Source organism: Kitasatospora sp. NPDC001225 (assembly GCF_053597855.1).
The window spans coordinates 18,006-44,817 of record NZ_JBSFJC010000073.1 but is presented as its reverse complement, the minus strand read 5'-3'; the positions used below and the strand labels follow the sequence as shown (position 1 = coordinate 44,817).

The window sequence follows — 26,812 nt, the reverse complement described above, 5'->3', positions numbered from 1 at the left end:
GAGCCGCTCGTTGTCCTTGATCGAGGCGCGCAGCGCCTCGACGATCCGCTCCGGCGGGGTAGTCATGCTGTCCTCTTCCTCAGACGCCTGCGGGGTCCACCGAGGTGCCCAGCGCCAGTTCGACCAGGTCCGTGATGTCCATGCCGTCGATCTCGGCCGCTCGGGCCTCCTCGGCGGCCTGCTCCTCGGCGGTGCCGCCGTCGGTGTCGCCGTCGGCCTCCGCCTCGGGCAGCAGCAGCGCCCGCATCCGCTCGGCCAGCGCGCCGGCCGTCGGGTAGTCGAAGACCGCCGTCGCGGGCAGCCGCAGACCGGAGGCCTGGTAGAGCCGGTTGCGCAGCTCCACGGCCGTCACCGAGTCGAACCCGAGCTTGCTGAACGGGAGTTCGGGGTCGACCTGCTCGGCCGAGGAGTGCCCGAGCACCCCGGCGATCTGGGCCCGGACCAGGTCGAGCGCGGCACGGCGGCGGTCGGCCCCGGAGAGCGCGGCCAGCCGTTCGGCCAGCCGGCCGCCGTCCTCCCCGGTACGGGACCGGGCGGCGCGCCGCGCGGCCGGCCGGACCAGCGCGCGCAGCAGGTGCGGCACCGGGGTCCGCCCGCGCAGCACCGCGAGGTCGAGCGCGGCCGGCACCACCAGTGGGGCGGGGACGGCCAGCGCCTCGTCGAACAGGGCGAGCCCGTCCCGCTCGGACAGCGGCACCGTGCCGCCCCGGCTCATCCGCTCCAGCTCGGCCTCGCCCAGGTGGCCGGTCATGCCGCTGGGCTGCGCCCACAGGCCCCAGGCCAGCGACTGCGCGGGCCGCCCGGCCGCCCGGCGGCGGGCCGCGAGCGAGTCCAGGTAGGCGTTGGCGGCGGCGTAGTTGCCCTGGCCGGGGCTGCTGAAGGTGGCGGCGGCGGAGGAGAACAGGACGAAGGCGGCCAGGTCCAGCTCCGCGGTCAGCTCGTCCAGGTGCGCGGCGGCGTCGAGCTTGGGCCGCAGCACCCGGGCGAGGGCCTCGGGCGTCAGGGTCTCGACCACGGCGTCGTCGAGGACGCCGGCGGTGTGGATGACGGCGGTGAGGGGGTGGTCGGTGGGGATGTCGGCGAGCAGCGCTGAGAGTTGGTGGCGGTCGGCGGTGTCGCAGGCGGTGACGGTGACGGTGGCGCCGAGGGCGGTGAGTTCGGTGGTGAGCTCGGCGGCGCCGGGGGCGTCGGGGCCGCTGCGGCTGGTGAGCAGCAGGTGGCGGGCGCCGTGGTCGGTGACGAGGTGGCGGGCGAGCAGGGCGCCGAGGGTGCCGGTGCCGCCGGTGACCAGCACCGTCCCGGCCGGGTCGAGCGGACGGAGGTCGGCGGTCGGGGTGGCCCGGACCAGCCGGGGGGCGAACAACTCGCCGCCACGGACGGCCAGTTGCGGCTCACCGCAGGCCAGCGCGGCGGGCAGGACGGCGGCCGCGTCGGCGGTGCCGTCGAGGTCGACCAGGACGAACCGGTCGGGGTGCTCCGCCTGCGCGGAGCGGAGCAGGCCCCAGAGCGGGGCGTGGACCAGGCCGGGCACCGGGTCGCCTGGGGCGGCGGCGACCGCGCCCCCGGTCAGCACGGCCAGCCGCGTCCCGGCGAACCGCTCGTCGGCGAGGAACTCCTGGAGCAGGCCGAGGACTTCACCGGTCACCCGGTGGGCGTCCGCCGGGGACCCGCCGTCGGCCGGCGGCGCGGGCAGGAGCAGGACCTCCGGTCCGCCGGCGGCCCCGGCCAGGGAGTCCAGGCGGTCGAGTCCGGCCAGGCCGTCCAGCCGGAGCCCGGGGACGGCCCGGTCGTCGCCGAGCACCGCCCAGCGCTCCGCCCGCCCGCCGTCGCCCGGCGCGACCCGGGCCCACTCGACCCGGAAGAGCGCGTCCCGCTGCCCGCGCCGGGCTGCCCGCAGCTGACCGGCGGAGATCGTCCGGACGGCCAGCGAGGCCACCGAGGCGACGGGGGCGCCGGTCTCGTCGAACAGGGCCAGCGACACCGAGTCCGGCCCGGTGGGGGAGACCGTCACCCGCAGCGCCGTGGCGCCGGTGCCGTGCAGGCGGACGCCGCTCCAGGCGAACGGCAGGCCGTTGCCCTCGGCCGCGCCCTCCCGGCGGGCCAGCCCCATGCCGTGCAGGGCGGCGTCCATCAGCGCGGGGTGCAGGCCGAAGCGGTCCGCGTCGGCGTGCGCCTGCCGCGGCAGCCGGACCTCGGTGTGCACCTGCTCGCCGAGCCGCCAGGCCCGGGTCAGGCCCCGGAACACCGGGCCGTAGCCGTAACCGGCCTGCTCCAGGCGGTCGTAGAAGCCGTCCAGGTCGACGGAGGCGGCGCCGGCCGGCGGCCAGGGCCCGCTCTCGGCGGGGGCCTGGGCGTCGTCGGCGGCGAGCAGACCGCCGGCGTGCCGGGTCCACGGCTCGCCGTGCGGGGCGTCCTGGGGGCGGCCGTAGACGGCCACCGGCCGCAGGCCGGACTCGTCGGCCGCGCCGACCACGGCCTGCAGGACGACGGCGCCGCGCTCGGGGAGGATCAGCGGGACCTCGATGGCCAGGTCCTCGACCAGGCCGCAGCCGACCTCGTCACCGGCGCGGACGGCCAGCTCCACGAAGGCCGTACCGGGCAGCAGGACGGTGCCGGAGACGGCGTGGTCGGCCAGCCACGGGTGACCGCGCAGCGACAGCAGGCCGGTGAGCACCACCCCGTCGCCCTCGGCCAGCGGCAGGGCCGCGCCGAGCAGCGGGTGGTCGGTGGCGCCGAGGCCGGCCGCGGTGACGTCCCCGGTGCCGGAGGAGGGCTCCAGCCAGTAGCGCTCGTGCTGGAAGGGGTAGGTGGGCAGGTCGACCGGGCGGGCGCCGGCCGAGCGGCCGGAGAGGTCCACCGCCACGCCGCGCACCCAGAGTTCGGCGGCGGAGGCCAGGAAGCGGGCGAGCCCGCCCTGGTCGCGGCGGAGCGTGCCGCAGGCGACGGTGGGGGCGGTCGCCTCGTCCAGGGTCTCCTGGAGTCCGGGGGTGAGGACGGGGTGGGGGCTGATCTCGACGAAGGTGGTGAAGCCCTCGGCGAGCAGGGCGCGGACGGCGGCCTCCAGCTGCACCGGGTGGCGCAGGTTGCGGTACCAGTACGCGGCGTCGAAGGCGGCGGTGTCGGTCCAGCGGCTGTCCAGGGTGGACCAGAACGGGACCTTCGGGGGCCGGGGGCGCAGGTCGGCCAGGGCGGTGAGCAGGTCGTCCTGGATCCGCTCGACGTGGGCGGAGTGGGAGGCGTAGTCGACGGGGATGCGGCGGGCGCGGATGCCGTCGGTGGTGAGGCGTTCGACGAGTTCGTCGAGGGCGTCGGCGTCTCCGGCGACGACGGTGGAGCTGGGGCCGTTGACGGCGGCGATCGAGATGCGGTCGTGCCAGGGGGTGAGGTCGATGTCCTCGGCCGGGAGGGCGATGGAGACCATGCCGCCGTTTCCGGCGATGGCGGTGATGGCCTGGGAGCGGAGGGCGACCGTGCGGGCGCCGTCCTGGAGGGTGAGGGCGCCGGCGACGGTGGCGGCGGCGATCTCGCCCTGGGAGTGGCCGATGACGGCGTCGGGGTGGACGCCGTACGCCTGCCAGAGCGCGGCGAGGGAGACCATGACGGCCCACAGGGCGGGCTGGACGACGTCGACCCGGTCGTAGCCGGGGGCGCCCTCGGCGCCGCGCAGGACGTCGATGAGGTTCCAGTCGGTGAACTCGGCGAGGGCGTCGGCACATTCGGTGATGCGATCGGCGAACACCGGCTCGCTGTCGAGGAGTTCGACGGCCATCCCGACCCACTGCGAGCCCTGGCCGGGGAACACGAAGACCGTGCGCCCGGTGACGTCCGCCGTACCCGAGGCGAAGTCCCCGAGGGCGTCGTGGAGTTCGGCGGTGGTGGCGCCGACCACCGCCGCGCGGTGGGCGAAGTCGGAGCGGGACGAGGCCAGCGAGGAGGCGAGGTCGGCGGGGACGAGCGCCGGGTCGGCGGCGAGCAGCTCGCGCAGCCGCGCGCCCTGGTCCCGGAGCGCGGCCGGGCTCTTGGCGGAGAACGCCAGCGGAACCGGGCCGGTCGGCGCGCTCGACGGCTCAGGAGCCTCGTCCGACGGGGCCTCGACCGGTGGGGCCTGCTCCAGTACGACGTGGGCGTTGGTGCCGCTGACGCCGAAGGAGGAGACGCCGGCCCGGCGCGGGCGGCCGGTCTCCGGCCAGGCGCGCGCCTCGGTGAGCAGGTCGACCGACCCGGCCGTCCAGTCCACGTGCGGGGTCGGCTGGTCCACGTGCAGGGTGCGGGGCAGCACGCCGTGCTGCATGGCCAGCACCGTCTTGATCACCCCGGCCACGCCCGCGGCGCACTGGGTGTGGCCGATGTTGGACTTCACCGAGCCCAGCAGCAGCGGGAGTTCGCGCTCCTGGCCGTAGGTGGCCAGCAGTGCCTGGGCCTCGATCGGGTCGCCGAGGGTGGTGCCGGTGCCGTGCGCCTCCACCACGTCGACCTCGGCCGCCGCCAGCCGGGCGTCGGCCAGCGCGTGCCGGATCACCCGCTGCTGGGAGGGGCCGTTGGGGGCGGTCAGGCCGTTGCTGGCGCCGTCCTGGTTGACGGCGCTGCCGCGGATCACGCCGAGCACCCGGTGCCCGTTGCGGCGCGCGTCGGAGAGCCGCTCCAGCATCAGCATGCCGACGCCCTCGCTCCACGCGGTGCCGTCGGCGGCGCCCGCGAAGGCCTTGCAGCGGCCGTCCGGGGCCAGCCCCTTCTGCTGGCTGAACAGCACGAACATGCCGGGGTTGGACATCACCGTCACGCCGCCGGCCAGCGCGGTGGTGCACTCGCCCTGGCGCAGCGAGCGGGCGGCCCAGTGCAGCGCGACCAGCGAGGAGGAGCAGGCGGTGTCGACCGAGACCGCCGGGCCCTCCAGGCCGAAGTGGTAGGCGATCCGGCCGGAGGTGACGCTGGAGGTGGTGCCGGTGCCCAGGTACAGGTCCACGCCCTCCGGGATGTCCGAACCGGTGCCGTACAGCTGCGAGGTGGTGCCGACGAAGACGCCGGTCCGGCCGCCGGCCAGCGACTGCGGGTCGATGCCCGCGCGTTCCACGGCCTCCCAGGAGGTCTCCAGCAGCAGCCGCTGCTGCGGGTCCATCGCCAGCGCCTCGTTCGGGCTGATGCCGAAGAAGCCCGCGTCGAAGCCGGCCGCGCCGTCCAGGAAGCCGCCGTGGCGGGTGTAGCTGGTGCCGGCGGCGCCCGGATCGGGGTCGTACACCGAGTCGAGGTCCCAGCCGCGGTCGGTCGGGAACTCGGAGATCGCGTCGGCCTCGTCGACCAGGAGCCGCCACAGCCCCTCGGGGCTGCGCACGCCGCCGGGGAAGCGGCAGGCCATGCCGATGATCGCGATCGGCTCGTGGCGCTCGTCCTCGAGCTCCTTGAGCCGCCGGTGGGCCTTACGGGTATCGGCCACCGCCCGCTTGAGGTACTCGCGAAGCTGGTCTTCGTTGGCCATCTCAGATCACTTTCCTGCGGCGGAGTGGTGGCTGCCGGGGCGTCCGGCTCCGGGGCGGGCGCGGCCGCGTCCGGGCGTGTCCGGGGGGCCGCCGGGCCGTGCCCCGGAGGGGGGCCGGCCCGGCGGCGCGGGGGGTTCCTGGATCAGTCCAGGGAGTCGACGAGGGCGAAGAGCTCGTCGTCGGAGGCGGCGTCGAGGTCGCTGTCGTCCCCGGCCAGGCCGGCCGCGGAGGCGGCCGGGCCGTCCAGGCGGTCGAGCAGGGCCCGCAGGCGCGGCGACAGGCCGTCGAGCGCGTGGCCGTCCGCCAGCCGCCGCTCCAGGGCGGCCTCCAGCCGGTCCAGCTCGGCGAGGACGGGCTCCTCCCGCGGTGCTCCCTCCCGGGGCAGCCGCCCGTCGAGGAAGCCGGCCAGCGCGGCCGGGGTCGGGTAGTCGAACACCAGGGTGGCCGGCAGCCGCAGCCCGGTCGCCTCGTGCAGCCGGCTGCGCAGCTCCACGGCGGTCAGCGAGTCGAAGCCGATCTCCTTGAACGCCCGGGTGGCCTGTACGGACTCCGCCGAGGCGTGTCCGAGCACGTCGGCCACCTGGGTGCGCACCAGGTCGAGCAGGGCCCGGGTCCGGTGCTCCCCGGTGAGGCCGGCGATCCGGCGGGCCGGGTCCTGGCCGGCGCCGGTCTCGGCGGCCCGCCGACCGGTGGCGCGGACCAGGCCGCGCAGCATCGGCGGCACCTCGCCGCCCCGGAAGGCGGCCGGGTTCAGCCGGACCGCGACGGCCAGCGGGTCGGCGCCGGTCCGGGCGGCGTCGAACAGCTCCAGGCCCTGCTCCGCCTGGAGCGGCGCCATCCCGCCGCGGGCCAGCCGGCCGAGGTCGGCCCTGCCGAGCCCGCCCGCCATGCCGGCGTGCGCCGGGTCGTCGAGCAGCCACGGGCCCCAGGCGATCGCGGTGCCCGGCAGGCCGTCGGCGCGGCGGCTGCGGGCGAGCGCGTCGAGGAAGGTGTTGGCGGCGGCGTAGCCGGCCTGTCCGGCGGCGCCGAGCACCCCGGCGACGGAGGAGAACAGGACGAAGGCGTCCAGGTCCCGGCCGGCCGTCAGCTCGTGCAGGTTGACCGCGCCGTCCACCTTGGGGCGCAGGACGGTGGCGACCCGCTCGGGGGTGAGCGCGTCGAGCACGCCGTCGTCGAGCACCCCGGCGGTGTGCACCACGGCGGTGACGTCGTGCTCGGAGAGCAGCGCCGCCAGGGCCGTCCGGTCGGCCGCGTCGCAGGCGGCGAGGGTGACCTCGGCGCCGAGCGCGGTGAGTGCGGCGGTGAGCTCGTCCGCGCCCTCGGCCCGGGGGCCGCTGCGGCTGGTGAGCAGCAGGCGGCGGACGCCGTGCGCGGTGACCAGGTGGTGGGCGACCAGCCGGCCGAGCGCACCGGTGGCTCCGGTGACCAGGACCGTGCCGTCCGGGCGCAGGGCCGGGGCGGTGGCGTCGCCGGTCGCGTCGGCGTCGGCGCCGGCGCCGGCCCGGGCCAGCCGGGGCGCGGAGACCGTGCCCCGGCGGACGACCAGCTGGGGCTCGTCGGTGGCCAGCGCGGCGGGCAGGACGGCGGCGGAGGCCTCGTCCCCGTCCAGGTCGACCAGGACGAACCGGCCGGGGTGCTCGGCCTGGGCCGAGCGGACCAGGCCCCAGAGCGGGGCGTGCGCGAGGTCCCGGAGGTCGGCCCCGGCCGCGTGCCGGGTGACGAACACCAGCCGGGAGTCGGCGAACCGCTGGTCGGCGAGCCACTCCTGGAGGAGGGTCAGCGCCCGGCCGGTGGCGGCGTGCACCCGCTCGGCGAGCGGGCCCTCCCCCTCGGCCGTCCAGGGCACCAGGACGGTGTGCGGGGCGGCCGCGTCGAAGGCGGCCAGGTCCGGCCGGCCCGGCAGGCCGAAGGCCGGTTCGCCGAGTACCGCCCAGTCGGCCGTGGCCGGGGCCGCCGGGAGCCGCAGCTCGGCCGGCTCGACCCGGTAGAGCGCGTCCCGGCCGCCCGTGCCGGCCCCGGTGATCGCCTCCGGCGAGACCGGACGCATCACCAGGGACTCCACCGAGGCGACCGGCGCACCGGTGGCGTCGGCGATGGCGAAGGCCACCCCGCCGGTGCGGGCCGGGGTGAGCCGGGCCCGGACGGCGGCGGCGCCGGAGGCGTACAGCTCGACGCCCGTCCAGGCGAAGGGCAGCCGGCCGTGCGGGGCCTCGTCGGTGGAGATCCGCTCCAGCAGGGTGGAGGCGGCCATCGCCTGGAGCACCGCGTCGAACATGCCGGGGTGGATGCCGAACCGGGCGGCCGCCGTACGGCCCTCCTCGGGCAGCGCGACCTCGGCGAAGACCTCGTCCCCGCGCCGCCAGAGCGCCGTCAGGCCGGCGAACAGCGGCCCGTAGGCGAAGCCGGTCTCGGTGGCCCGCCGGTAGAAGCCGGTCAGGTCGACCTGCTCCGCGCCGGCCGGCGGCCAGGCCCGGAGGTCGAAGTCCGGGGCGCCGGCGCCGGTGCCGAGCACCGCGTCGGCGTGGTGGGTCCACTCGCCCTCGGGGGCGTCCTCCGGCCGCGAGTGCACGGCCAGCGGGCGCCGGCCCGCGGCGTCGGCCGGGCCGACCCGCAGCTGGAGCAGCACGCTGCCGGTGCGCGGCAGGACCAGCGGCGCGAGGTGGGTGATCTCCTCGACCCGGTCGCAGCCCACCTGCCCGGCGGCGTGCAGGGCCAGCTCGGCGTAGGCGACGCCGGGGACGACGGTGCGGCCCATCACCCCGTGCTCGGCGATCCACGGGTGGGTCCGCTCGGAGAGCGAACCGGTGAACAGGAAGCCCGTGCCGTCGGCCAGTTCGGCCATCGCGCCGAGCATCGGGTGCTCCGGCGAGCCGAGTCCGGCCCCGGCCAGGCCGACCGGTCCCCCGTCGTCCTCCAGCCAGTAGCGCTCGCGCTGGAAGGCGTACGTGGGCAGCTCGGTCCGGCGGGCGCCGGGCAGCAGCCGCGACCAGTCGACCGCGGCGCCGCGCAGCCGCAGCGCGGCCAGCGCCTCGACCAGGGACTGCTCCTCCGGCCGGTCCCGGCGCTGGGCGGCGATCAGCGCGAACCCGGAGCCGGGCAGGCTCTCCCGGCCGGCCGCGGTGAGCACCGCGTCCGGGCCCAGCTCCAGGAAGGTGGTGACGCCCCGCTCGGCGAGCGCGAGCAGCGTGTCGTGGAAGCGGACGGCCTCGCGGACGTGCCGCACCCAGTACTCGGGGTCGGTGGCCTCGGCCGGCAGCGGGATCCGCGGCTGGTGGTAGGTCAGCGACTCGGCGACGGCGCGGAACTCCGCCAGCATCGGGTCCATCAGCGGGGAGTGGAAGGCGTGGCTGACCCGCAGCCGCCGGGTGCTGCGCCCGCGCTCGGCGAGCGCGGCGGCGACGGCGAGCACCGGCTCCTCCGGTCCGGCGATCACCACGGCCTCGGGGCCGTTGACCGCGGCCAGTGAGACCTGCCCGGTGAGCAGCGGCCGGACCTCCTCCTCGGTGGCGCGGACCGCCACCATCGCACCGCCGGAGGGCAGTCGCTCCATCAGCCGGCCGCGGGCGGCGACCAGCGCGGCCGCGTCGGCCAGCGACAGCACCCCGGCGACGTGGGCCGCGGCCAGTTCGCCGACCGAGTGGCCGGTGACGAAGTCCGGCCGCGCGCCGAAGGATTCGACCAGGCGGTAGAGGGCGACCTCGACGGCGAACAGGGCGGGCTGGGTCCAGCCGGTCCGGTCGAGCAGCTCGCCCTGCTGGAACACCACCTCGCGCAGCGGCCGCTCCAGGTGCCGGTCCAGCTCGGCGCAGACGGCGTCGAAGGCGTTCGCGAACTCCGGGTAGGTGTCGTACAACTCCCGGCCCATGCCGGGGCGTTGGGCGCCCTGGCCGGTGAAGAGGAAGGCGGTCTTCCCGGTCGCGGCGGTGCCGCGCGGGCCGCGGCCGGCGGCCAGGGCCGCCAGGCCGTCCAGCAGGCCCTCGCGGTCCCGGGCGACCACCGCGCCGCGGTGCGGCAGCGCCGCCCGGGCGGCGGTCAGCGAGTGGGCGAGGTCCGGCAGGACGGCCTCCGGGCGCTCGGCCAGGAAGGCGGCCAGCCGCTCGGCCTGGGCGGAAAGCGCCTGCTCGGAGCGGGCCGAGAGGAGGAACGGCAGGGCGCCGTGCCCGGTCGGCGCGGCCGGCGGGGGCTGCTCCTCGGGGGCCTGCTCGACGATGACGTGGGCGTTGGTGCCGCTGATCCCGAAGGAGGAGACGCCGGCCCGGCGCGGGCGGCCGGTCTCCGGCCACTCCCGCTCCTCGGTGAGCAGCTCGACCGATCCGGCCGTCCAGTCGACGTGCGGGGTGGGCTCGTCCACGTGCAGGGTGCGGGGGAGCACCCCGTGGTGCATCGCCAGCACCATCTTGATGATGCCGCCGACCCCGGCCGCGGCCTGCGAGTGCCCGATGTTGGACTTCAACGAGCCCAGCTGGAGCGGCAGTTCGCGGCCCTGGCCGTAGGTGGCGAGCAGGGCGTTGGCCTCGATCGGGTCGCCGAGCCGGGTGCCGGTGCCGTGCGCCTCGACGGCGTCGACCTCGGCCGGAGCCAGGCCGGCGGCGGCCAGCGCCTCGCGGATCACCCGCTCCTGGGCCGGGCCGTTGGGCGCGGTGAGGCCGTTGGAGGCGCCGTCCTGGTTGATCGCGGTGGCCCGGACGACCGCCAGCACCGGGTGCCCGTTGCGGCGGGCGTCCGACAGGCGCTCGACCAGCAGCACGCCCACGCCCTCGGCGAAGCCCGTACCGTCGGCGGAGGCGGCGAAGGCCTTGCAGCGGCCGTCCGCCGACATGCCGCCCTGGCGGTCGAACTCGGCGAACAGGCCGGGCGTCGACATCACGGCCACACCGCCGGCCAGCGCCAGGTCGCACTCGCCGCGGCGCAGCGCGGCCGCCGCCAGGTGCAGCGCCACCAGCGAGGAGGAGCAGGCGGTGTCCACGGTGATCGCCGGGCCCTCGAGCCCGAAGGTGTACGCCACCCGGCCGGAGATCACGCTGGCCGCGCTGCCGTTGCCCAGGTAGCCCTCGACCTCGCCGGGGACGCGGCGCAGCCGCGAGGCGTAGTCCTGGCCGCTGGTGCCGGTGAACACGCCGACCCGGGTGCCGTGCACCGAGGCCGGGTCGATGCCCGCCCGCTCGAAGGCCTCCCAGGAGGTCTCCAGCAGCAGCCGCTGCTGCGGGTCCATGGCGAGCGCCTCGCGCGGGCTGATCCCGAAGAAGGCGGCGTCGAACTCGGCCGCGTCGTGCAGGAACCCGCCCTGGCCGCCGGGCTCCCAGCCGCGGTCGGCCGGGAAGCCGGTCAGCGCGTCGCCGCCGGCCCGCAGCAGCCGCCACAGGTCCTCGGGCGAGCCGACCCCGCCGGGGTAGCGGCAGCCCATCGCGACGATCGCGATGGTGTCGTGGTCGCCGTCCCGGGCCGTCGCGCCGGTGGCCGCGGCCGGTCCCGCGGTCGCCGGGGCCTGCTCGTCGAGCAGCCGGGCGCGCAGGTGGCGGCCGAGCGCGGTCGGGCTCGGGTGGTCGAAGACCAGGGTGGCGGGCAGGCGCAGCCCGGTCGCGGTGCCGAGCCGGTTGCGCAGCTCCACCGCCGTCAGCGAGTCGAAGCCGAGGTCCTTGAACGCGCGGTCCGCGTCGATCGCCTCCGCCGAGCCGTGCCCGAGCACCGAGGCCGCGTGGCCGCGGACCAGGTCCAGCAGCAGCTCCGTACGGTCCGCCTCGGGGAGGGCGGCCAGCCTGCGGGTCAGCGCCGAGCCGCTCGGCCCGGACACCGCCTCGGCCTTGCGCCGGGCCGGGGCCCGGAGCAGGCCGCGCAGCAGCGCCGGGACGGGGCCCCGGCCGCGCCGGGCGGACAGGTCGAGGCCGGCGGGCAGCAGCAGCGGCTCGTCCAGCAGGGCGGCCGCGTCGTACAGGGCCATGCCGAGCTCCGAGCCGAGCGGGGTCATGCCGCCCTCGCTCATCCGCTCGACGTCCCGGGCGTCCAGGTGCCCGGTCATGCTGCTGCGCTGCTCCCACAGGCCCCAGGCGAGCGCGGAGCCGGCCAGGCCGCGGGCCCGGCGGTGCTGGGCGAGGGCGTCCAGGAAGGTGTTGGCGGCGGCGTAGCCGCCCTGGCCCGCGCCGCCGAGCACACCGGCGGCGGAGGAGAACAGGACGAAGCAGGCCAGGTCCCGGTCGAGCGTCAGCTCGTGCAGGTTGAGCGCGCCGTCGACCTTGGGCCGCAGCACCGCGTCGATCCGCTCCGGGGTGAGCGAGCCGATCACGCCGTCGTCGAGCACCCCGGCGGTGTGCACCACGCCGGTGAGCGGGTGCGCGGCGGGGATGTCCGCGAGGACGGCGGCCAGCCGGTCGCGGTCGGCGGCGTCGCAGGCGGCGACGGTCACGGTGGCGCCGAGGGCGGTGAGTTCGGCGGTGAGCTCGGCGGCGCCGGGGGCGTCGGCGCCGGTCCGGCTGGTGAGCAGCAGGTGGCGGACGCCGTGCTCGGTGACCAGGTGGCGGGCGAGCAGGGAGCCGAGGGTGCCGGTGCCGCCGGTGATCAGCAGGGTGCCGTCCGGGTCGGGGGCGGGCGGCACGGTCAGCACGACCTTGCCGGTGTGCCGGGCCTGGCTGACGTACCGGAAGGCGTCGACCGAGCGGCGGACGTCCCAGGTGGTGATCGGCAGCGGCCGCAGCACGCCGGCCTCGAACAGGTCGACCAGCTCGGCGAGCATCGCGGCGATCCGCTCCGGGCCGGCCTCGAACAGCTCGAAGGCGCGGTAGGCGACGCCGGGGTGCCGGGCGGCGACCTCCTCGGCGTCCCGGATGTCGGTCTTGCCCATCTCGACGAACCGGCCGCCGCGGGGCAGCAGGCCGAGCGAGGTCTCGACGAACTCCCCGGCCAGCGCGTTGAGCACGACGTCCACGCCGCGCCCGCCGGTGGCCGCCAGGAACTCGCGGCCGAAGTCCAGCGTGCGGGAGCCGGCCAGGTGGGCGTCGTCCAGGCCGAGCGGCCGCAGCGCGTCCCACTTGCCCTGGCTGGCGGTGCCGTACACCTCGGCGCCCAGGTGGCGGGCGAGCTGGACGGCGGCCATGCCCACGCCGCCGGCGGCGGCGTGCACCAGGACGGACTCGCCGGGGCGCAGCCCGGCCAGGTCCTTCAGCGCGTAGTAGGCGGTGAGGAAGACGATCGGGGTGGACGCGGCCTCGGTGTAGTCCCAGCCGCGGGGGATCCGGACCAGCAGCCGGTGGTCGGTGACGGCGGTGGTGCCGAAGGAGCCGGCGAACATGCCCATCACCCGGTCGCCGGGGGCGAGTGCGGTGACGTCCCCGGCGACCTCCAGGACGACGCCGGCGCCCTCGTTGCCGAGCAGGCCGGCCTGGCCGGGGTACATGCCGAGCGCGTTGAGCACGTCGCGGAAGTTGAGGCCGCCGGCCCGCAGGGCGACCCGGACGTGGCCGGGGGCGAGCGGCTCCAGGGTGTCCGGACAGGCGGCCAGGACGAGGTTGTCCAGGGTGCCGCGCCCGGTGGTGTCCAGCCGCCAGGGCTCGCCGGCGGGCGGGGTGAGCGCGCCGGAGGTGGCCGCGCGGGCCAGCCGGGCGGCCAGCACCGTCCCCTCGCGCAGGGCGAGTTGGGGCTCTCCGGTGGCGAGGGCGGCGGGCAGCGCGGCGGCCGAGGCGGCGGTGCCGTCCAGGTCGACCAGGACGATCCGGTCCGGGTTCTCGGACTGCGCGGAGCGGACCAGGCCCCAGAGCGGGGCGCAGGCCAGGGCGGTGACGGCCTCGCCGGGGTGGGCGGCGACCGCGCCGCTGGTGGCCAGGACCAGCCGGGACCCCGCGAAGCGGTCCTCGGCCAGCCAGGCCTGGAGCAGCTCCAGCACCCGGTGGGTGACGGCGCGGGCCTGCTCGGCGGTGCCGCCGTCGGCCGGCGCGTCGACCGGCACCAGGACGGTGGCCGGCACCTCGGCGGGCAGCGCGTCCAGGCCGTCGGTCCGGTACGGCTCGACGGTGTCCTCGGGCAGCGGGACGGCGGTCCAGTCGATCCGGAACAGCGAGTCGGGGGTGGCGGGCCGGGCGGCCGTGCCGGCGGCGCCGATCGGGCGCAGCACGAAGGAGTCGGCGGTGGCCACCGGGGCGCCGGACCGGTCGGCGACCAGCAGCGAGACGCTGTCCCGGCCGGTGCGGCTGAGCCGCACGCGCAGCTCGGCCGCGCCGGAGGCGTGCAGGGTCACCCCGCTCCAGGCGAACGGCAGCAGGTTCAGGCCCTCGCCGCCGTCCACGGCGCAGCCCAGCGCGTGCAGGGCGGCGTCCAGCAGCGCCGGGTGCAGCCCGAAGCGCTCGGCCCGGGAGCGCTGCTCCTCGGGCAGCCGGACCTCGGCGTAGATGTCGTCGCCGTCCAGCCAGGCGGCCCGCAGACCGCGGAAGGCCGGGCCGTAGCCGAGACCGCCCGCGGCCAGCCGCTCGTAGTAGCCGTCCAGGTCGACGGCGGTGGCGCCGGCCGGCGGCCAGGCCGTCAGGTCCTCGGCGGCGGCCGGTGCGGCGGCCTGGGCGAGCCAGCCGCTGGCGTGCCGGACCCAGGGCGCGTCCAGCGGCGCGTCCTCCCGGAGGGAGTGGACGGTGACCTCGCGCCGGCCGCTCTCGTCGGCCGGGCCGACCCGCACCTGGAGGGCGATCCCGCCGGTCTCCGGGAGCACCAGCGGGCTCTCCAGGGCGAGTTCGTCGACCCGGTCGCAGCCGGCCTGGTCGCCCGCGTGGACGAGCAGGTCGAGGAAGGCGGTGCCCGGCAGCAGGACCGAGCCGAGCACGGCGTGGTCGGCCAGCCAGGGGTGGGTGCGCAGCGAGAGCCGGCCGGTGAGCAGCAGGCCGTCGTCGTCGGCGAGGGTGAGCGAGGCGCCGAGCAGCGGGTGGTCGGCGGAGCCGAGGCCGAGGTCGACGGCGTCCCCGTTGGAGGCGGTGGCCTCCAGCCAGTACCGCTCGTGCTGGAAGGGGTAGGTGGGCAGGTCGGTCCGCCGCGCGCCGGGGAAGACGGCCGGCCAGTCGACCGTGCGCCCCCGGACGTGCAGGGCGGCGAGCGCCGAACGGAACCGGGCGGGGCCGCCGTGGTCGCGGCGCAGGGTGCCGGCCGCGACGGCGGTGGCCTCGGCGGCGTCCAGGGTGTCCTGCACGGCGGAGGCGAGCACCGGGTGCGGGCTGACCTCGACGAAGAAGGCGTGGCCGTCGGCGGCGAGGGCGCGGACGGCCTCCTCCAGCCGGACGGTCCGGCGCAGGTTGCGGTACCAGTACGCGGCGTCCAGTCGGACGGTGTCCAGCCAGGCGTCGTCCACGGTCGAGTAGAACGGCACCTCGGAGGTCCGGGGGGCGACGGGGGCGAGCAGGGTGAGCAGCTCGTCCTGGATCCGCTCGACGTGGGCGGAGTGCGAGGCGTAGTCGACGGGGACGCGGCGGGCGTGGACGCCCCGGGCGTCGAGGGCGGCCCGGAGCTCGTCCAGGGCGTCGGCGTCACCGGCCACGACCGTGGAGGAGGGGCCGTTGACGGCGGCGACGGAGATCCGGTCCTGCCAGCGGGTGAGGTCGATCTCCCCGGCGGGCTGGGCGACGGAGACCATGCCGCCGTTTCCGGCGATGGCGGTGATGGCCTGGGAGCGCAGGGCCACGACCCGGGCGCCGTCCTGGAGGGAGAGCGCGCCGGCGACGGTGGCGGCGGCGATCTCGCCCTGGGAGTGGCCGATGACGGCGTCGGGGTGGACGCCGTACGCCTGCCAGAGCGCGGCGAGGGAGACCATGACGGCCCACAGGGCGGGCTGGACGACGTCGACCCGGTCGTAGCCGGGGGCGCCCTCGGTGCCGCGCAGGACGTCGATGAGCTTCCAGTCGGTGAACTCGGCGAGGGCGTCGGCGCATTCGGTGATCCGGGCGGCGAACACCGGCTCGCTGTCGAGGAGTTCGACGGCCATCCCGGCCCACTGCGAGCCCTGGCCGGGGAAGACGAAGACGGTCTTGCCGGTCACGTCGGCCGTGCCGGAGACCAGTCGGGCGGGCTCCTCGCCGGCCGCGAACGCCTCCAGGGCGGCGGCGAGTTCGGCGCCGTCCGCGGCGACCACGGCCGCGCGGTGGGCGAACTGTGTGCGGGAGACGGCGAGGGAGAGGCCGAGGTCGGCCGAGGCGGCCTCGGTGTCCAGGTGGTCGCGCAGGCGGCGGGCCTGGTCGCGCAGCGCCTGGTCGGTCTTGGCGGAGAGGAGGAACGGCAGGGCGCCGTGCCCGGTCGGTGCGGCCGGCGGGGGCTGCTCCTCGGGGGCCTGTTCGAGGATGACGTGGGCGTTGGTGCCGCTGACGCCGAAGGAGGAGACGCCGGCCCGGCGCGGGCGGCCGGTCTCCGGCCACTCCCGGGCCTCGGTGAGCAGGTCGACCGACCCGGCCGTCCAGTCCACCTGCGAGGAGGGCGCGTCCACGTGCAGGGTCCGCGGCAGCAGACCGTGCCGCATGGCCAGCACCATCTTCATCACGCCGGCCACGCCGGCGGCGGCCTGGGTGTGGCCGATGTTGGACTTCACCGAGCCGAGCAGCAGCGGCCGTTCGCGGTCCTGCCCGTAGGTGGCCAGCAGGGCCTGGGCCTCGATCGGGTCGCCGAGCCGGGTGCCGGTGCCGTGCGCCTCGACGGCGTCCACGTCGGTGGTGGAGAGCCGGGCGTTCTCCAGGGCCTGGCGGACGACCCGCTGCTGGGAGGGGCCGTTGGGGGCGGTCAGACCGCTGGACGCGCCGTCCTGGTTGACGGCGCTGCCGCGGACCACCGCGAGCACCGGGTGCCCGTTGCGGCGGGCGTCGGAGAGCCGCTCCAGCAGCAGCATGCCGGCGCCCTCGCCCCAGCCGGTGCCGTCCGCGGCCTCGGCGAACGCCTTGCAGCGCCCGTCCGAGGCGAGCCCGCGCTGCTTGGAGAACTCCACGAAGGACAGCGGGGTCGACATCACCGTGACCCCGCCCGCCAGGGCGAGCGAGCACTCGCCCTGGCGGAGCGCCTGGACGGCGAGGTGGAGGGAGACCAGCGAGGCGGAGCAGGCGGTGTCCACGGTGACCGCCGGGCCCTCGAGACCGAAGGTGTAGGAGATGCGGCCGGAGACCACGCTGGCGCCGATGCCGGTCGCCAGGTACCCCTCGGCCGCCTCCGGGGCCCTGGTCACCAGCGCCGCGTAGTCCTGCCCGTTGGTGCCGGCGAAGACGCCGGTCCGGCTGCCGCGCAGCGACCGCGGGTCGATGCCGGCCCGCTCGAAGGCCTCCCAGGAGGTCTCCAGCAGCAGCCGCTGCTGCGGGTCCATGACCAGTGCCTCGCGCGGGCTGATCCCGAAGAACCCCGCGTCGAACCGCGAGGCCCCGTACAGGAACGCGCCCTCGCGGACGTACGAGGCGCCGGTGCCGTCGGCGTTGCCGCCGAGCAGCCGGTCGGTGTCCCAGCCGCGGTCGGCGGGGAACCCGCCGACCGCGTCACGGCCGTCGGCGAGCAGCCGCCACAGCTCCTCGGGTGTCCCGACGTCGCCGGGGAAGCGGCAGCTCATCGCGACGATCGCGATCGGCTCGTGCTCCGCGGCCTCCAGCTCGCGGACCCGCTGACGCGTCCGCCGCAGGTCTGCGGTCACCTTCTTGAGGTAATCGACGACCTTGTCATCCGTCGGCATTGCACACCTTCCAGGCAGCGGTTGTCCGCTCAGAGGCCGAATTCCGCATCTATCAGGGAGAGCACCTCATCCACCGATGCGGCTTGCAGTTCGAGGTCCGCCTCGACAGTGGCAGCCGCACCCGGGGCCGGGACACCCCTGACCGCCACCCCTGCACCCCTGAACTCGCGCCACTTGGCCAGCAGGGTCTCCAGCCTGACGGTGACCCGGCGGCCGTCCTCGTCGTCCAGCCCGGCGTCCGTGAGCGCCGCCTCCAGCGCGTCCAGCCCGGCGAACACGTCCGGTTCCCCGGCGGTGTCCTCCACCGGGGCCAGCCGGCCCGCCAGCAGGGCGGCCAGCGCCACCGGGTCCGGGTGGTCGAAGAGCAGCGTGGCGGGCAGTGGGAGGCCGGTGGCGCCGCCGAGACGGTTGCGCAGCTCGACCGCCGTCAGCGAGTCGAACCCCAGCTCCAGGAACCCCTTCCGGGGCTCCACCGCCTCCGGCCCGCGGTGCCCGAGCACCTCCGCGGTGAGCCGGCGGACCAGCTCCAGCAGGACGCGTTCGCGCTCCGCCCCGGAGACGCCGGCCAGCCTGGCCGCCAGCGCGTTCCCGTCCTCGGCCGCGGCGGCCGGGCCGTCCCGCTCCGGGGCCAGTGCCCGGACGGCCGGGAGCTCGGCGAGCAGCCGGCTGGGCCTGGCCGCGACGAACCCCGGCGCGAACCGGGACCAGTCCACGTCCACCACGGCGACCGCGGTGTCGCCCTGGGCCAGCGCGGCGTCCAGGGCGGCCAGCCCCGACTCCGGCGCCAGCGGGGTCACCCCGGTGCGCCGGGCGCGCTCCAGCACCTCGCCCCCGGCGGCCATGCCGCCCTCGTCCCACGGCCCCCAGGCCACCGAGGTGGCGGGCAGGCCGAGGGCCGCGCGCCGCTCGGCCAGGGCGTCCAGGTAGGCGTTGGCGGCGGCGTAGTTGGCCTGCCCGGGGGCGCCGAGCGTGCCGCTGAAGGAGGAGAACAGCACGAAGGCCGCCGGCTCCAGGTCCAGGGTCAGCTCGTGCAGGTGGCGGGCCGAGGCGGCCTTGGCCCGCAGGACGGTCGCCAGCCGCTCCGGGGTCAGCGCGTCGATCACGCCGTCGTCGAGCACCCCGGCGGCGTGCACCACCGCGGTGAGCGGGTGCTCGGCCGGGATGTCCGCGAGGAGCGCGGCGAGCCGGTCGCGGTCGGCGGCGTCGCAGGCCGTGACGGTCACGGTGGCGCCGAGGGCGCGGAGTTCGGCGGTCAGGTCGGCCGCGCCCGGGGCCCCGGGCCCGCTGCGGCTGGTGAGCAGCAGGTGGCGGACGCCGTGCTCGGCGACCAGGTGGCGGGCCAGCCGGGCGCCGAGCGCGCCGGTGCCGCCGGTGATCAGCACCGTGCCCTCCGGGTCCCACCCGGGCGCGTCGCCGCGCCGGGCCGACGGCGCGGGCAGCAGCCGCCGCCCGTACAGGCCGTCGGGCCGCACCGCGACCTGGTCCTCGCCGGACCCGCCCGCCAGCAGCGCGGCCAGCCGGTCCCCGGCCGGGCCGTCGAACTCCTCCGGCAGGTCCACCAGGCCGCCCCAGCGGTCGGGGTGCTCCAGCGCGGCGGCCCGTCCCAGGCCCCACAGCGCGGCCTGCGCCGGGCTCGCGACCTGCCCGCCGACCGTCACGCCGGCCCGGGTCGCGCACCAGAGCGGGGCGTCCGGGGCGAGGTCGCCGAGGGCCTGGAGCAGCGCCACGGCGCCGGAGGTGACGGTGTGCTCGTCGGCGCCGTCCGCGAGGGCCAGCAGCGAGAGCACCCCGGTCGGGGCCGTGCCGTCCAGGGCCTGCCGGAGCGGGCCCGCCAGGGTGCTCCGGTCGAGGCCGTCCGGGCCGACCGTCACCCGCAGCAGGTCCGCGCCGTGCCGTTCCAGCGCCGCCAGGGCGCCCTCGACGGCCGCCGGGGCGCCCCCGGCGGGCAGCACGGCCAGCCAGCTGCCCATCGGGCGGTCGGCCCGCGGCAGGACGGCCGCCGGCTCCGGGAGCCGCTGCCAACCCGCCCGGTAGCGCCAGGAGTCGAGCCGGGAGCCGTCCCGCTTGCGGTGGCGCCAGGAGGACAGCGCGGGCAGCACCTCGCCCAGCGAGCGCTGCTCCTCCTCGGCCAGCCGGAGGCTCGCGCCGAGCGCGGCCAGGTCCTGCTGCTCGACGGCCGCCCAGAAGGCGGTGTCCACCGGGTCGGCCGCCGGCGCGGGGCCGTCCAGCCAGAACCGCTCGCGCTGGAAGGCGTAGGTGGGCAGCTCCACACGGCGGGACGCGGCGGCTCCGGCCGCGGTGAAGAAGGCCGGCCAGTCCACCTCCGCGCCGAGCGTGTGCAGCGCGCCGACCGCCCGGACCAGGGCCGCGGCCTCCGGCCGGTCCCGGCGCAGCGCGGGCAGCAGGGCGAAGCCGCTCTCGGGCGCCGCCACGGCCAGGCAGTCCTGGCCCATCGCGGTCAGCACGCCGTCCGGGCCCAGCTCCAGGTACCGGCTCACCCCGTCGGCGGCCAGCCGCCGGAACACGTCGTCGAAGCGGACGGCGGCACGGATCTGGCCGACCCAGTACTCCGCCGTGCACAGCTCCTCGGCGGCCACCGGGCGGCCGGTGCCGGAGACCACCGGGATCCGCGGCTCGTGGTACGTCAGCGCCGCCGCGACCTCGCGGAACTCCGCCAGCATCGGGTCCATCAGCGGGGAGTGGAAGGCGTGGCTGACCCGCAGCCGCCGGGTGCGGTGCCCGGCGTCGGCGAGCTCCCCGGCGATCCGCAGGACGGCCTCCTCCGGGCCCGCCAGCACGGTGGCGCGCGGGCCGTTGACGGCGGCCACGGCCACCTCGCCGCCGAGCAGCGGCAGCACCTCGGCCTCGGCGGCCTCCACGGCCACCATCGCGCCGCCGGCGGGCAGTCGCTCCATCAGCCGGCCGCGGGCGGCGACCAGCGTGGCCGCGTCGGCCAGCGACAGCACCCCGGCCGCGTGCGCGGCGGCCAGCTCGCCGACGGAGTGCCCGGCCAGGAAGTGCGGCCGGACGCCCCAGGATTCGACCAGGCGGTAGAGGGCGACCTCGACGGCGAACAGGGCGGGCTGGGTCCAGCCCGTACGGTCCAGGAGTTCGCCGCCCTCGGCGATCACCTCGCGCAGCGGGCGCTCCAGGTGCCGGTCCAGCTCGGCGCAGACCTCGTCGAACGCCGCCGCGAACACCGGGTACGCCGCGTACAACTCGCTGCCCATGCCCACGCGTTGGGCGCCCTGGCCGGTGAAGAGGAAGGCCGTGCGGCCGGGGGAGGCCGTGCCGCGCACCAGCTCGGGCGCCGCTCCGCCGGCCGCGAGCGCCTCCAGTCCGGCCCGCAGGCCGTCCGGGTCGGCGGCCACCAGGGCCGCGCGGTGGGCGAACTGTGTGCGGGAGACGGCGAGGGAGAGGCCGAGGTCGGCCGAGGCTGCCTCGGTGTCCAGGTGGTCGCGCAGGCGGCGGGCCTGGTCGCGCAGGGCCTGGTCGGTCTTGGCGGAGAGGAGGAAGGGGAGCGCGCCCGGTGTGGGAGCCGCCTCGGCGGGCACCTCGTCGGCGGGCTGCTCCTCGGGGGCGTGTTCGAGGATGACGTGGGCGTTGGTGCCGCTGACGCCGAAGGAGGAGACGCCGGCCCGGCGCGGGCGGCCGGTCTCCGGCCACTCCCGCTCCTCGGTGAGCAGCTCCACCGCGCCCGCCGTCCAGTCCACCTGCGAGGACGGCGCGTCCACGTGCAGGGTGCGCGGGACGGTGCCCCGGCGCATCGCCTCGACCATCTTGATCACGCCGCCGACCCCGGCCGCGGCCTGGGTGTGGCCGATATTGGACTTCAACGAGCCGAGCAGCAGCGGCCGTTCACGGTCCTGGCCGTAGGTGGCCAGCAGTGCCTGCGCCTCGATCGGGTCGCCCAGCTTCGTGCCCGTGCCGTGCGCCTCCACCACGTCGACCTCGGTGGCGGCCAGCCCGGCCCGGTCGAGGGCCTGGCGGATCACCCGCTCCTGGGAGGGGCCGTTGGGCGCGGTCAGCCCGTTGGAGGCGCCGTCCTGGTTGACGGCGCTGCCGCGCAGCACCGCCAGCACCGGGTGGCCGTTGCGCCGGGCGTCGGAGAGCCGCTCCAGCAGCAGCATGCCGACGCCCTCACCCCAGCCGGTGCCGTCCGCCGCCTCGGCGAACGCCTTGCAGCGCCCGTCCGGCGCCAGCCCGCGCTGGCGGCTGAACTCGATGAACGAACCCGGCGTCGACATCACCGCGACGCCGCCGGCCAGGGCCAGCGAGCACTCGCCGGAGCGCAGCGCCTGGCCCGCCAGGTGCAGCGCCACCAGCGAGGAGGAGCAGGCCGTGTCCACGGACACCGCCGGGCCCTCCAGGCCGAGGGTGTAGGCGATCCGGCCGGAGGCGACGCTGGCCGAACTGCCGTTGCCCAGATAGCCCTCCACCTCCTCCGGGACGGTGCTGAAGCGGGCCGCGTAGTCGTGGTACGAGATGCCGGTGAAGACGCCCGTCCGGCTGCCCCGCGCCGACACCGGGTCCACGCCCGCGTGCTCGAAGGCCTCCCAGGAGGTCTCCAGCAGCAGCCGCTGCTGCGGGTCCGTCGCCAGCGCCTCGCGCGGGTTGATCCCGAAGAACGCCGCGTCGAACCCGGCCGCGTCGTACAGGAAGCCGCCCTCGGAGGCGTAGCAGGTGCCGGGCTGCTCGGGGTCGTCGCTGAACAGCGCGGTGGTGTCCCAGCCGCGGTCCTGCGGGAAGCCGCCGACGGCGTCCCGGCCCTGGGCGACCAGCTGCCACAGCTCCTCGGGCGAGCCGACCCCGCCGGGGTAGCGGCAGCTCATCCCGATGATCGCGATCGGCTCCCCGGCGTCCACCGGGCCGGCGGTGGGGGCGGCCGCCGAGCCGTCCTCGCCGAGCAGTTCGCCGAGCAGCCGGGCGGCCACCGCCTCCGGGGTCGGGTGGTCGAACAGCAGGGTGCTCGGCAGCCGCACCCCGGTCGACCGGGCGAGCCGGTCGCGCAGCTCCACCGCCGTCAGCGAGTCGAAGCCCTGCTCCTGGAACGGGCGGACCACCTCGATCCCGTCGGCCGTGGGGTGGCCCAGGACCTCCGCCGCCAGGCCGCTCACCAGCTCCACCAGGGAACGGGAGCGCTCGGCGACCGGCAGGCCGGCGAGGGCGGAGCGCAGCGCCGAGGCGGCGTCGTCGGCGGGCGCGGGCCGCTCCTCGGCGCGCTCCAGCTCCCGCACCTCGGCCAGCGCGCCCAGCAGCGGGCTCGGCCGGACGGCGGTGAAACCGGGGTGGAAGCGCGACCAGTCGACCTCGGTGACGGTCACGGCCGTGTCGTCCAGGTCCAGCGCCTGCCGCAGGGCCGCGACCGCGAGGTCCGGCGCCAGCGCGCCGAGGCCCATCCGCCGCAGCGGTCCCTCCTGACCGGCCGACATGCCCTCCCCGGCCCACGGGCCCCAGGCCACCGAGGTGGCCGTCAGGCCGCGCGCCCGGCGCTGCTCGGCCAGCGCGTCCAGGAACGCGTTCGCCGCGCCGTACGCGGCCTGGCCGCCGCCGCCCCAGACCCCGGCGACGGAGGACATCAGCACGAAGGCGTCCAGCTCCTGCCCGTCCAGCAGCTCGTCCAGGTGCGCCGCTCCGGTCACCTTGGCGGCGCCGAACGCGGCCAGCGCGTCCGCGTCGAGCTCGCGCAGCGGCCCCATCGCCCCCGAGCCGGCCGCGTGCACCACGGCGCTCAGCGGGCCGAGCCCGTCCAGCAGCCCGGCCAGCGCCGCGCGGTCCGCGACGTCGCAGGCCGCCACCGTGACCCGGGCGCCCAGCGCCGACAGCTCGGCCTCCAGCGCGGCGGCCCCGGCGGCCGCACCGCCCCGACGGCCGGTCAGCACCACGTGCTCCGCGCCGTTCGCGGCCAGCCAGCGCCCGATCCGGGCCCCCAGCGCGCCGGTACCGCCGGTCACCAGCACGGTGCCGCGCGGCCGCCACTCGCGGCCCGCCGCGCCACCGGCCGCCCGGACCAGGCGGCGCGCGTACAGCCCGTCCGCCCGGACGGCGGCCTGGTCCTCGCCGGACCCGCCCGCCAGTACCGCGGCCAGCCGGTCGGCCGCCTTGCCGTCCACCGTCTCCGGCAGATCGACCAGGCCGCCCCAGCGCACCGGGCACTCCAGCGCCGCCACCCGGCCCAGGCCCCACAGCTGCGCCTGCGCGGGGCTGACCCGGTCGCCCGTCCCGGCCGCCACCGCGCCCCGGGTCGCGCACCACAGCGGCGCGTCCAGCCCGGCCTCGTCCAGGGCGTTCAGCAGCAGCACGGTGTCGGGCAGCGCGGCCGGCACCCCGGGCCGCGCCTCCCGCTCGTCCAGGGCCAGCAGGGAGAGCACGCCGTCCGGCTGCCGCTCCTTGGCGGCGGCCCGCAGCCGGGCGGCCAGCCCGGCACGGTCCTCGCCCTCGGCCGCCGCGACGGTCAGCACCCGCGCGCCGCGGGCCCGCAGCGCGGACAGCGCGCCGCCGGTGCCCTCCTCCGTCCAGCCGGCCGGCAGGACGGCCAGCCAGTCGCCGGAGAGCCCGGGCGGGGCGGCCGGGTCGGCGAGCCGCTGCCACTCGACCCGGTAGCGCCAGGAGTCCAGCAGCGAACGGTCCTGGCGCTCGCGCCGCCAGGAGGAGAGCGCGGGCAGCAGGTCGCCCAGCGAGCGCTGCTCCTCCTCGGCCAGCCGGAGGCTCGAACCGAGGGCGGCCAGGTCCTGCTGCTCGACGGCGGCCCAGAAGGAGGCGTCCGCCGGGTCGGCGGCGCCCGCGACGGGCGCGGCGTCCAGCCAGAAGCGGCGGCGCTGGAAGGCGTAGGTGGGCAGGTCGACCCGGCGCGCGCCGGAACCGGCGAAGAACGCCGCCCAGTCGGCCCGCACCCCGCGCCCGTGCAGCGCCGCCACGGCGGACACGGCGGTCCGCACCTCGGCCCGGTCGCGCCGCAGCACCGGCACGAAGGCCTCGTCGCCGTCGTCGCCGTGGTCCCGGCCCATGGCGGTGAGCACGGCGTCGGGGCCGAGCTCCAGGAAGGTGGTGACGCCCTTCGCCCGGAGCGTCTCCACGGCGTCGTGGAAGCGGACGGTGTGGCGGGCGTGGCGGATCCAGTAGTCGGGGTCGGTGAGTTGCTCGGTGGTGGCGGGTTCGCCGGTGAGGGTGGAGACGATCGGGATGGCGGGGGCGTGGTAGGTCAGCTCGGCGAGGACGTTGCGGAACTCGTCGAGCATCGGTTCCATGAGCGGGGAGTGGAAGGCGTGGCTCACCCGCAGCTCGCGGGCCTTGTCGAACTGTGCGGCGACGGACCGGACTTCGGTGGCGTCACCGGCGATGACCAGGGAGCGGGGGCCGTTGACGGCGGCGATCGAGACCCGCTCGGTGAGCAGCGGCAGGACCTCCTCCTCGGTGGCCCGGAGCGCCACCATGGCGCCGCCGGAGGGGAGGTGCTCCATCAGACGGGCACGGGCGGTGATGAGCCGGGCGGCGTCCGGGAGGGACAGCACCCCGGCCACGTGGAAGGCCGCGACCTCGCCGATCGAGTGGCCGGCCAGGAAGTGCGGCCGGACGCCCCAGGATTCGACCAGGCGGTAGAGCGCCACCTCGACGGCGAACAGCGCGGGCTGGGTCCAGCCCGTACGGTCCAGGAGTTCGCCGCCCTCGGCGATCACCTCGCGCAGCGGGCGCTCCAGGTGGCGGTCCAGCTCGGCGCAGACCTCGTCGAACGCCGCCGCGAACGCCGGGAACGCGGCGTACAACTCGCTTCCCATGCCAGTGCGTTGAGCGCCCTGGCCGGTGAACAGGAACGCGGTCTTGCCGGTCGTCGTCGCGGTGATCCCGTCGCCCTCGGCCACCGCGGCCAGTCCGGCGGTGAGTTCGGCGCGGTCCGCGGCGACCACGGCGGCCCGGTGGGCGAACCGCGCACGGCCGGTGGCCAGCGAGTAGGCCAGGTCGGTGAGGCCCAGCTCGGGGTCCGCGTCCAGCCGGGCGCGCAGCCGGGCGGCCTGCTCCCGCAGCGCGGGGACGGTCTTCGCCGACAGCAGGTGCGGGGCGAGCGCGGGCGCCGCACCGGCCCGCGCCTCGGCCTCCGGGTCGGCCGGGGCCTCCGGCGCCTGCTCGACGATGACGTGGGCGTTGGTGCCGCTGACGCCGAAGGAGGAGACCCCGGCCCGGCGCGGGCGGCCGGTCTCCGGCCAGTCCCGGGCCTCGGTGACCAGCTCGACCGACCCGGCCGTCCAGTCCACCTCGGGCGTCGGCTCGTCCACGTGCAGGGTGCGCGGGACGGTGCCCCGGCGCATCGCCTCGACCATCTTGATGATGCCGCCGACCCCGGCGGCGGCCTGGGTGTGGCCGATGTTGGACTTCAACGAGCCCAGCAGCAGCGGCCGTTCGCGGTCCTGGCCGTAGGCGGCCAGCAGCGCCTGGGCCTCGATCGGGTCGCCGAGGGTGGTGCCGGTGCCGTGCGCCTCCACCACGTCCACCTCGCCGGCCGCCAGCCCGGCGCTCTCCAGCGCCTGCCGGATCACCCGCTGCTGGGCGGGACCGTTCGGCGCGGTCAGCCCGCTGCTCGCACCGTCCTGGTTGATGCCCGAGCCGCGGACCAGCGCCAGCACCGGGTGCCCGTTGCGCCGGGCGTCGGAGAGCCGCTCCAGCAGCAGCATGCCGACGCCCTCGCCCCACGCCGTGCCGTCCGCGGCGGCGGCGAAGGACTTGCAGCGGCCGTCCGGCGCCAGCCCGCGCTGGCGGCTGAACTCCACGAACCCGGCCGGGGTCGAGAGCACCGTGACGCCGCCGGCCAGGGCCAGCGAGCACTCGCCCGAGCGCAGGGCCTGGCTTGCCAGGTGCAGCGCCACCAGCGAGGAGGAGCAGGCGGTGTCCACGGTGACGGCCGGGCCCTCCAGGCCCAGCGCGTACGCCACCCGGCCGGAGGCCACGCTGCCGGCGCTGCCGTTGCCCAGGTAGCCCTCCACCTCCTCGGGAACGGACTGGAAGCGGGCCGCGTAGTCGGCGGTGGCGATACCGGCGAACACCCCGACCCGGCTGCCGCGCACCGAGGTCGGCGCGATCCCGGCCCGCTCGAAGGCCTCCCAGGAGGTCTCCAGCAGCAGCCGCTGCTGCGGGTCCATGGCCAGCGCCTCGCGCGGGCTGATCCCGAAGAACGCCGGGTCGAACTCGTCGGCCCGGTGCAGGAAGCCGCCCTCGCGGACGTAGCTGGTGCCCGGCGTCTGCGGGTCGGGGTCGTACAGCGCCTCGACGTCCCAGCCCCGGTTGACCGGGAAGCCGGAGATCGCGTCCACACCCCCGTCGACCAGCTGCCAGAGCTCCTCGGGCGAGGTCACCTCGCCGGGGTAGCGGCAGGCCATGCCGACGATCGCGATCGGCTCGCGGCCGGCGTCCACCAGCTGCCGGTTCTCCCGGCGCAGCCGCTGGATCTCCTTGAGGGAATCCCGGAGTGCCGCGACGACTTCCTGGGGTGCTGCGTTCATCACAAATCTCCGTACATCAAGCTCAGGTCGGGTCCAGGGGGCGGTGATCCGCGCCGCCTTCTCGCGGCGGCGCGGATCACCGGGGCCGCCTAGGAGTTGTCGCGGGCCAGGCGGAGCAGCTCGGCCAGATCCATGTCGTCGATCAGCTCGTCGCCGACCGCCTCGGCGGTGCCGGTCGCCCCGGCGCC

3 protein-coding genes and 1 pseudogene are annotated in these 26,812 nt (G+C 77.2%); all 4 read right to left on the bottom strand.

The features are described 5' to 3' along the window. Positions 1 to 66: polyketide synthase docking domain-containing protein (locus ACWDCZ_RS23985; protein ID WP_449816912.1), on the bottom strand; the 66-nt coding region annotated here is incomplete at its 3' end. Positions 67 to 79: 13 nt separating this feature from the next. After that, positions 80 to 5,431, bottom strand: coding sequence for a type I polyketide synthase (locus ACWDCZ_RS23980; protein ID WP_449816911.1), 5,352 nt, complete (start codon positions 5,429 to 5,431; stop codon positions 80 to 82). A 185-nt stretch (positions 5,432 to 5,616) separates the two neighbouring features. Then, positions 5,617 to 17,133: pseudogene (locus ACWDCZ_RS23975) on the bottom strand (SDR family NAD(P)-dependent oxidoreductase); the annotation flags it as partial. 29 nt (positions 17,134 to 17,162) lie between these two features. After that, positions 17,163 to 26,627: a type I polyketide synthase gene (locus tag ACWDCZ_RS23970; protein WP_449816910.1), complete on the bottom strand. Its 9,465-nt coding sequence runs from the start codon at positions 26,625 to 26,627 to the stop codon at positions 17,163 to 17,165. Positions 26,628 to 26,812 lie beyond the last annotated feature (185 nt).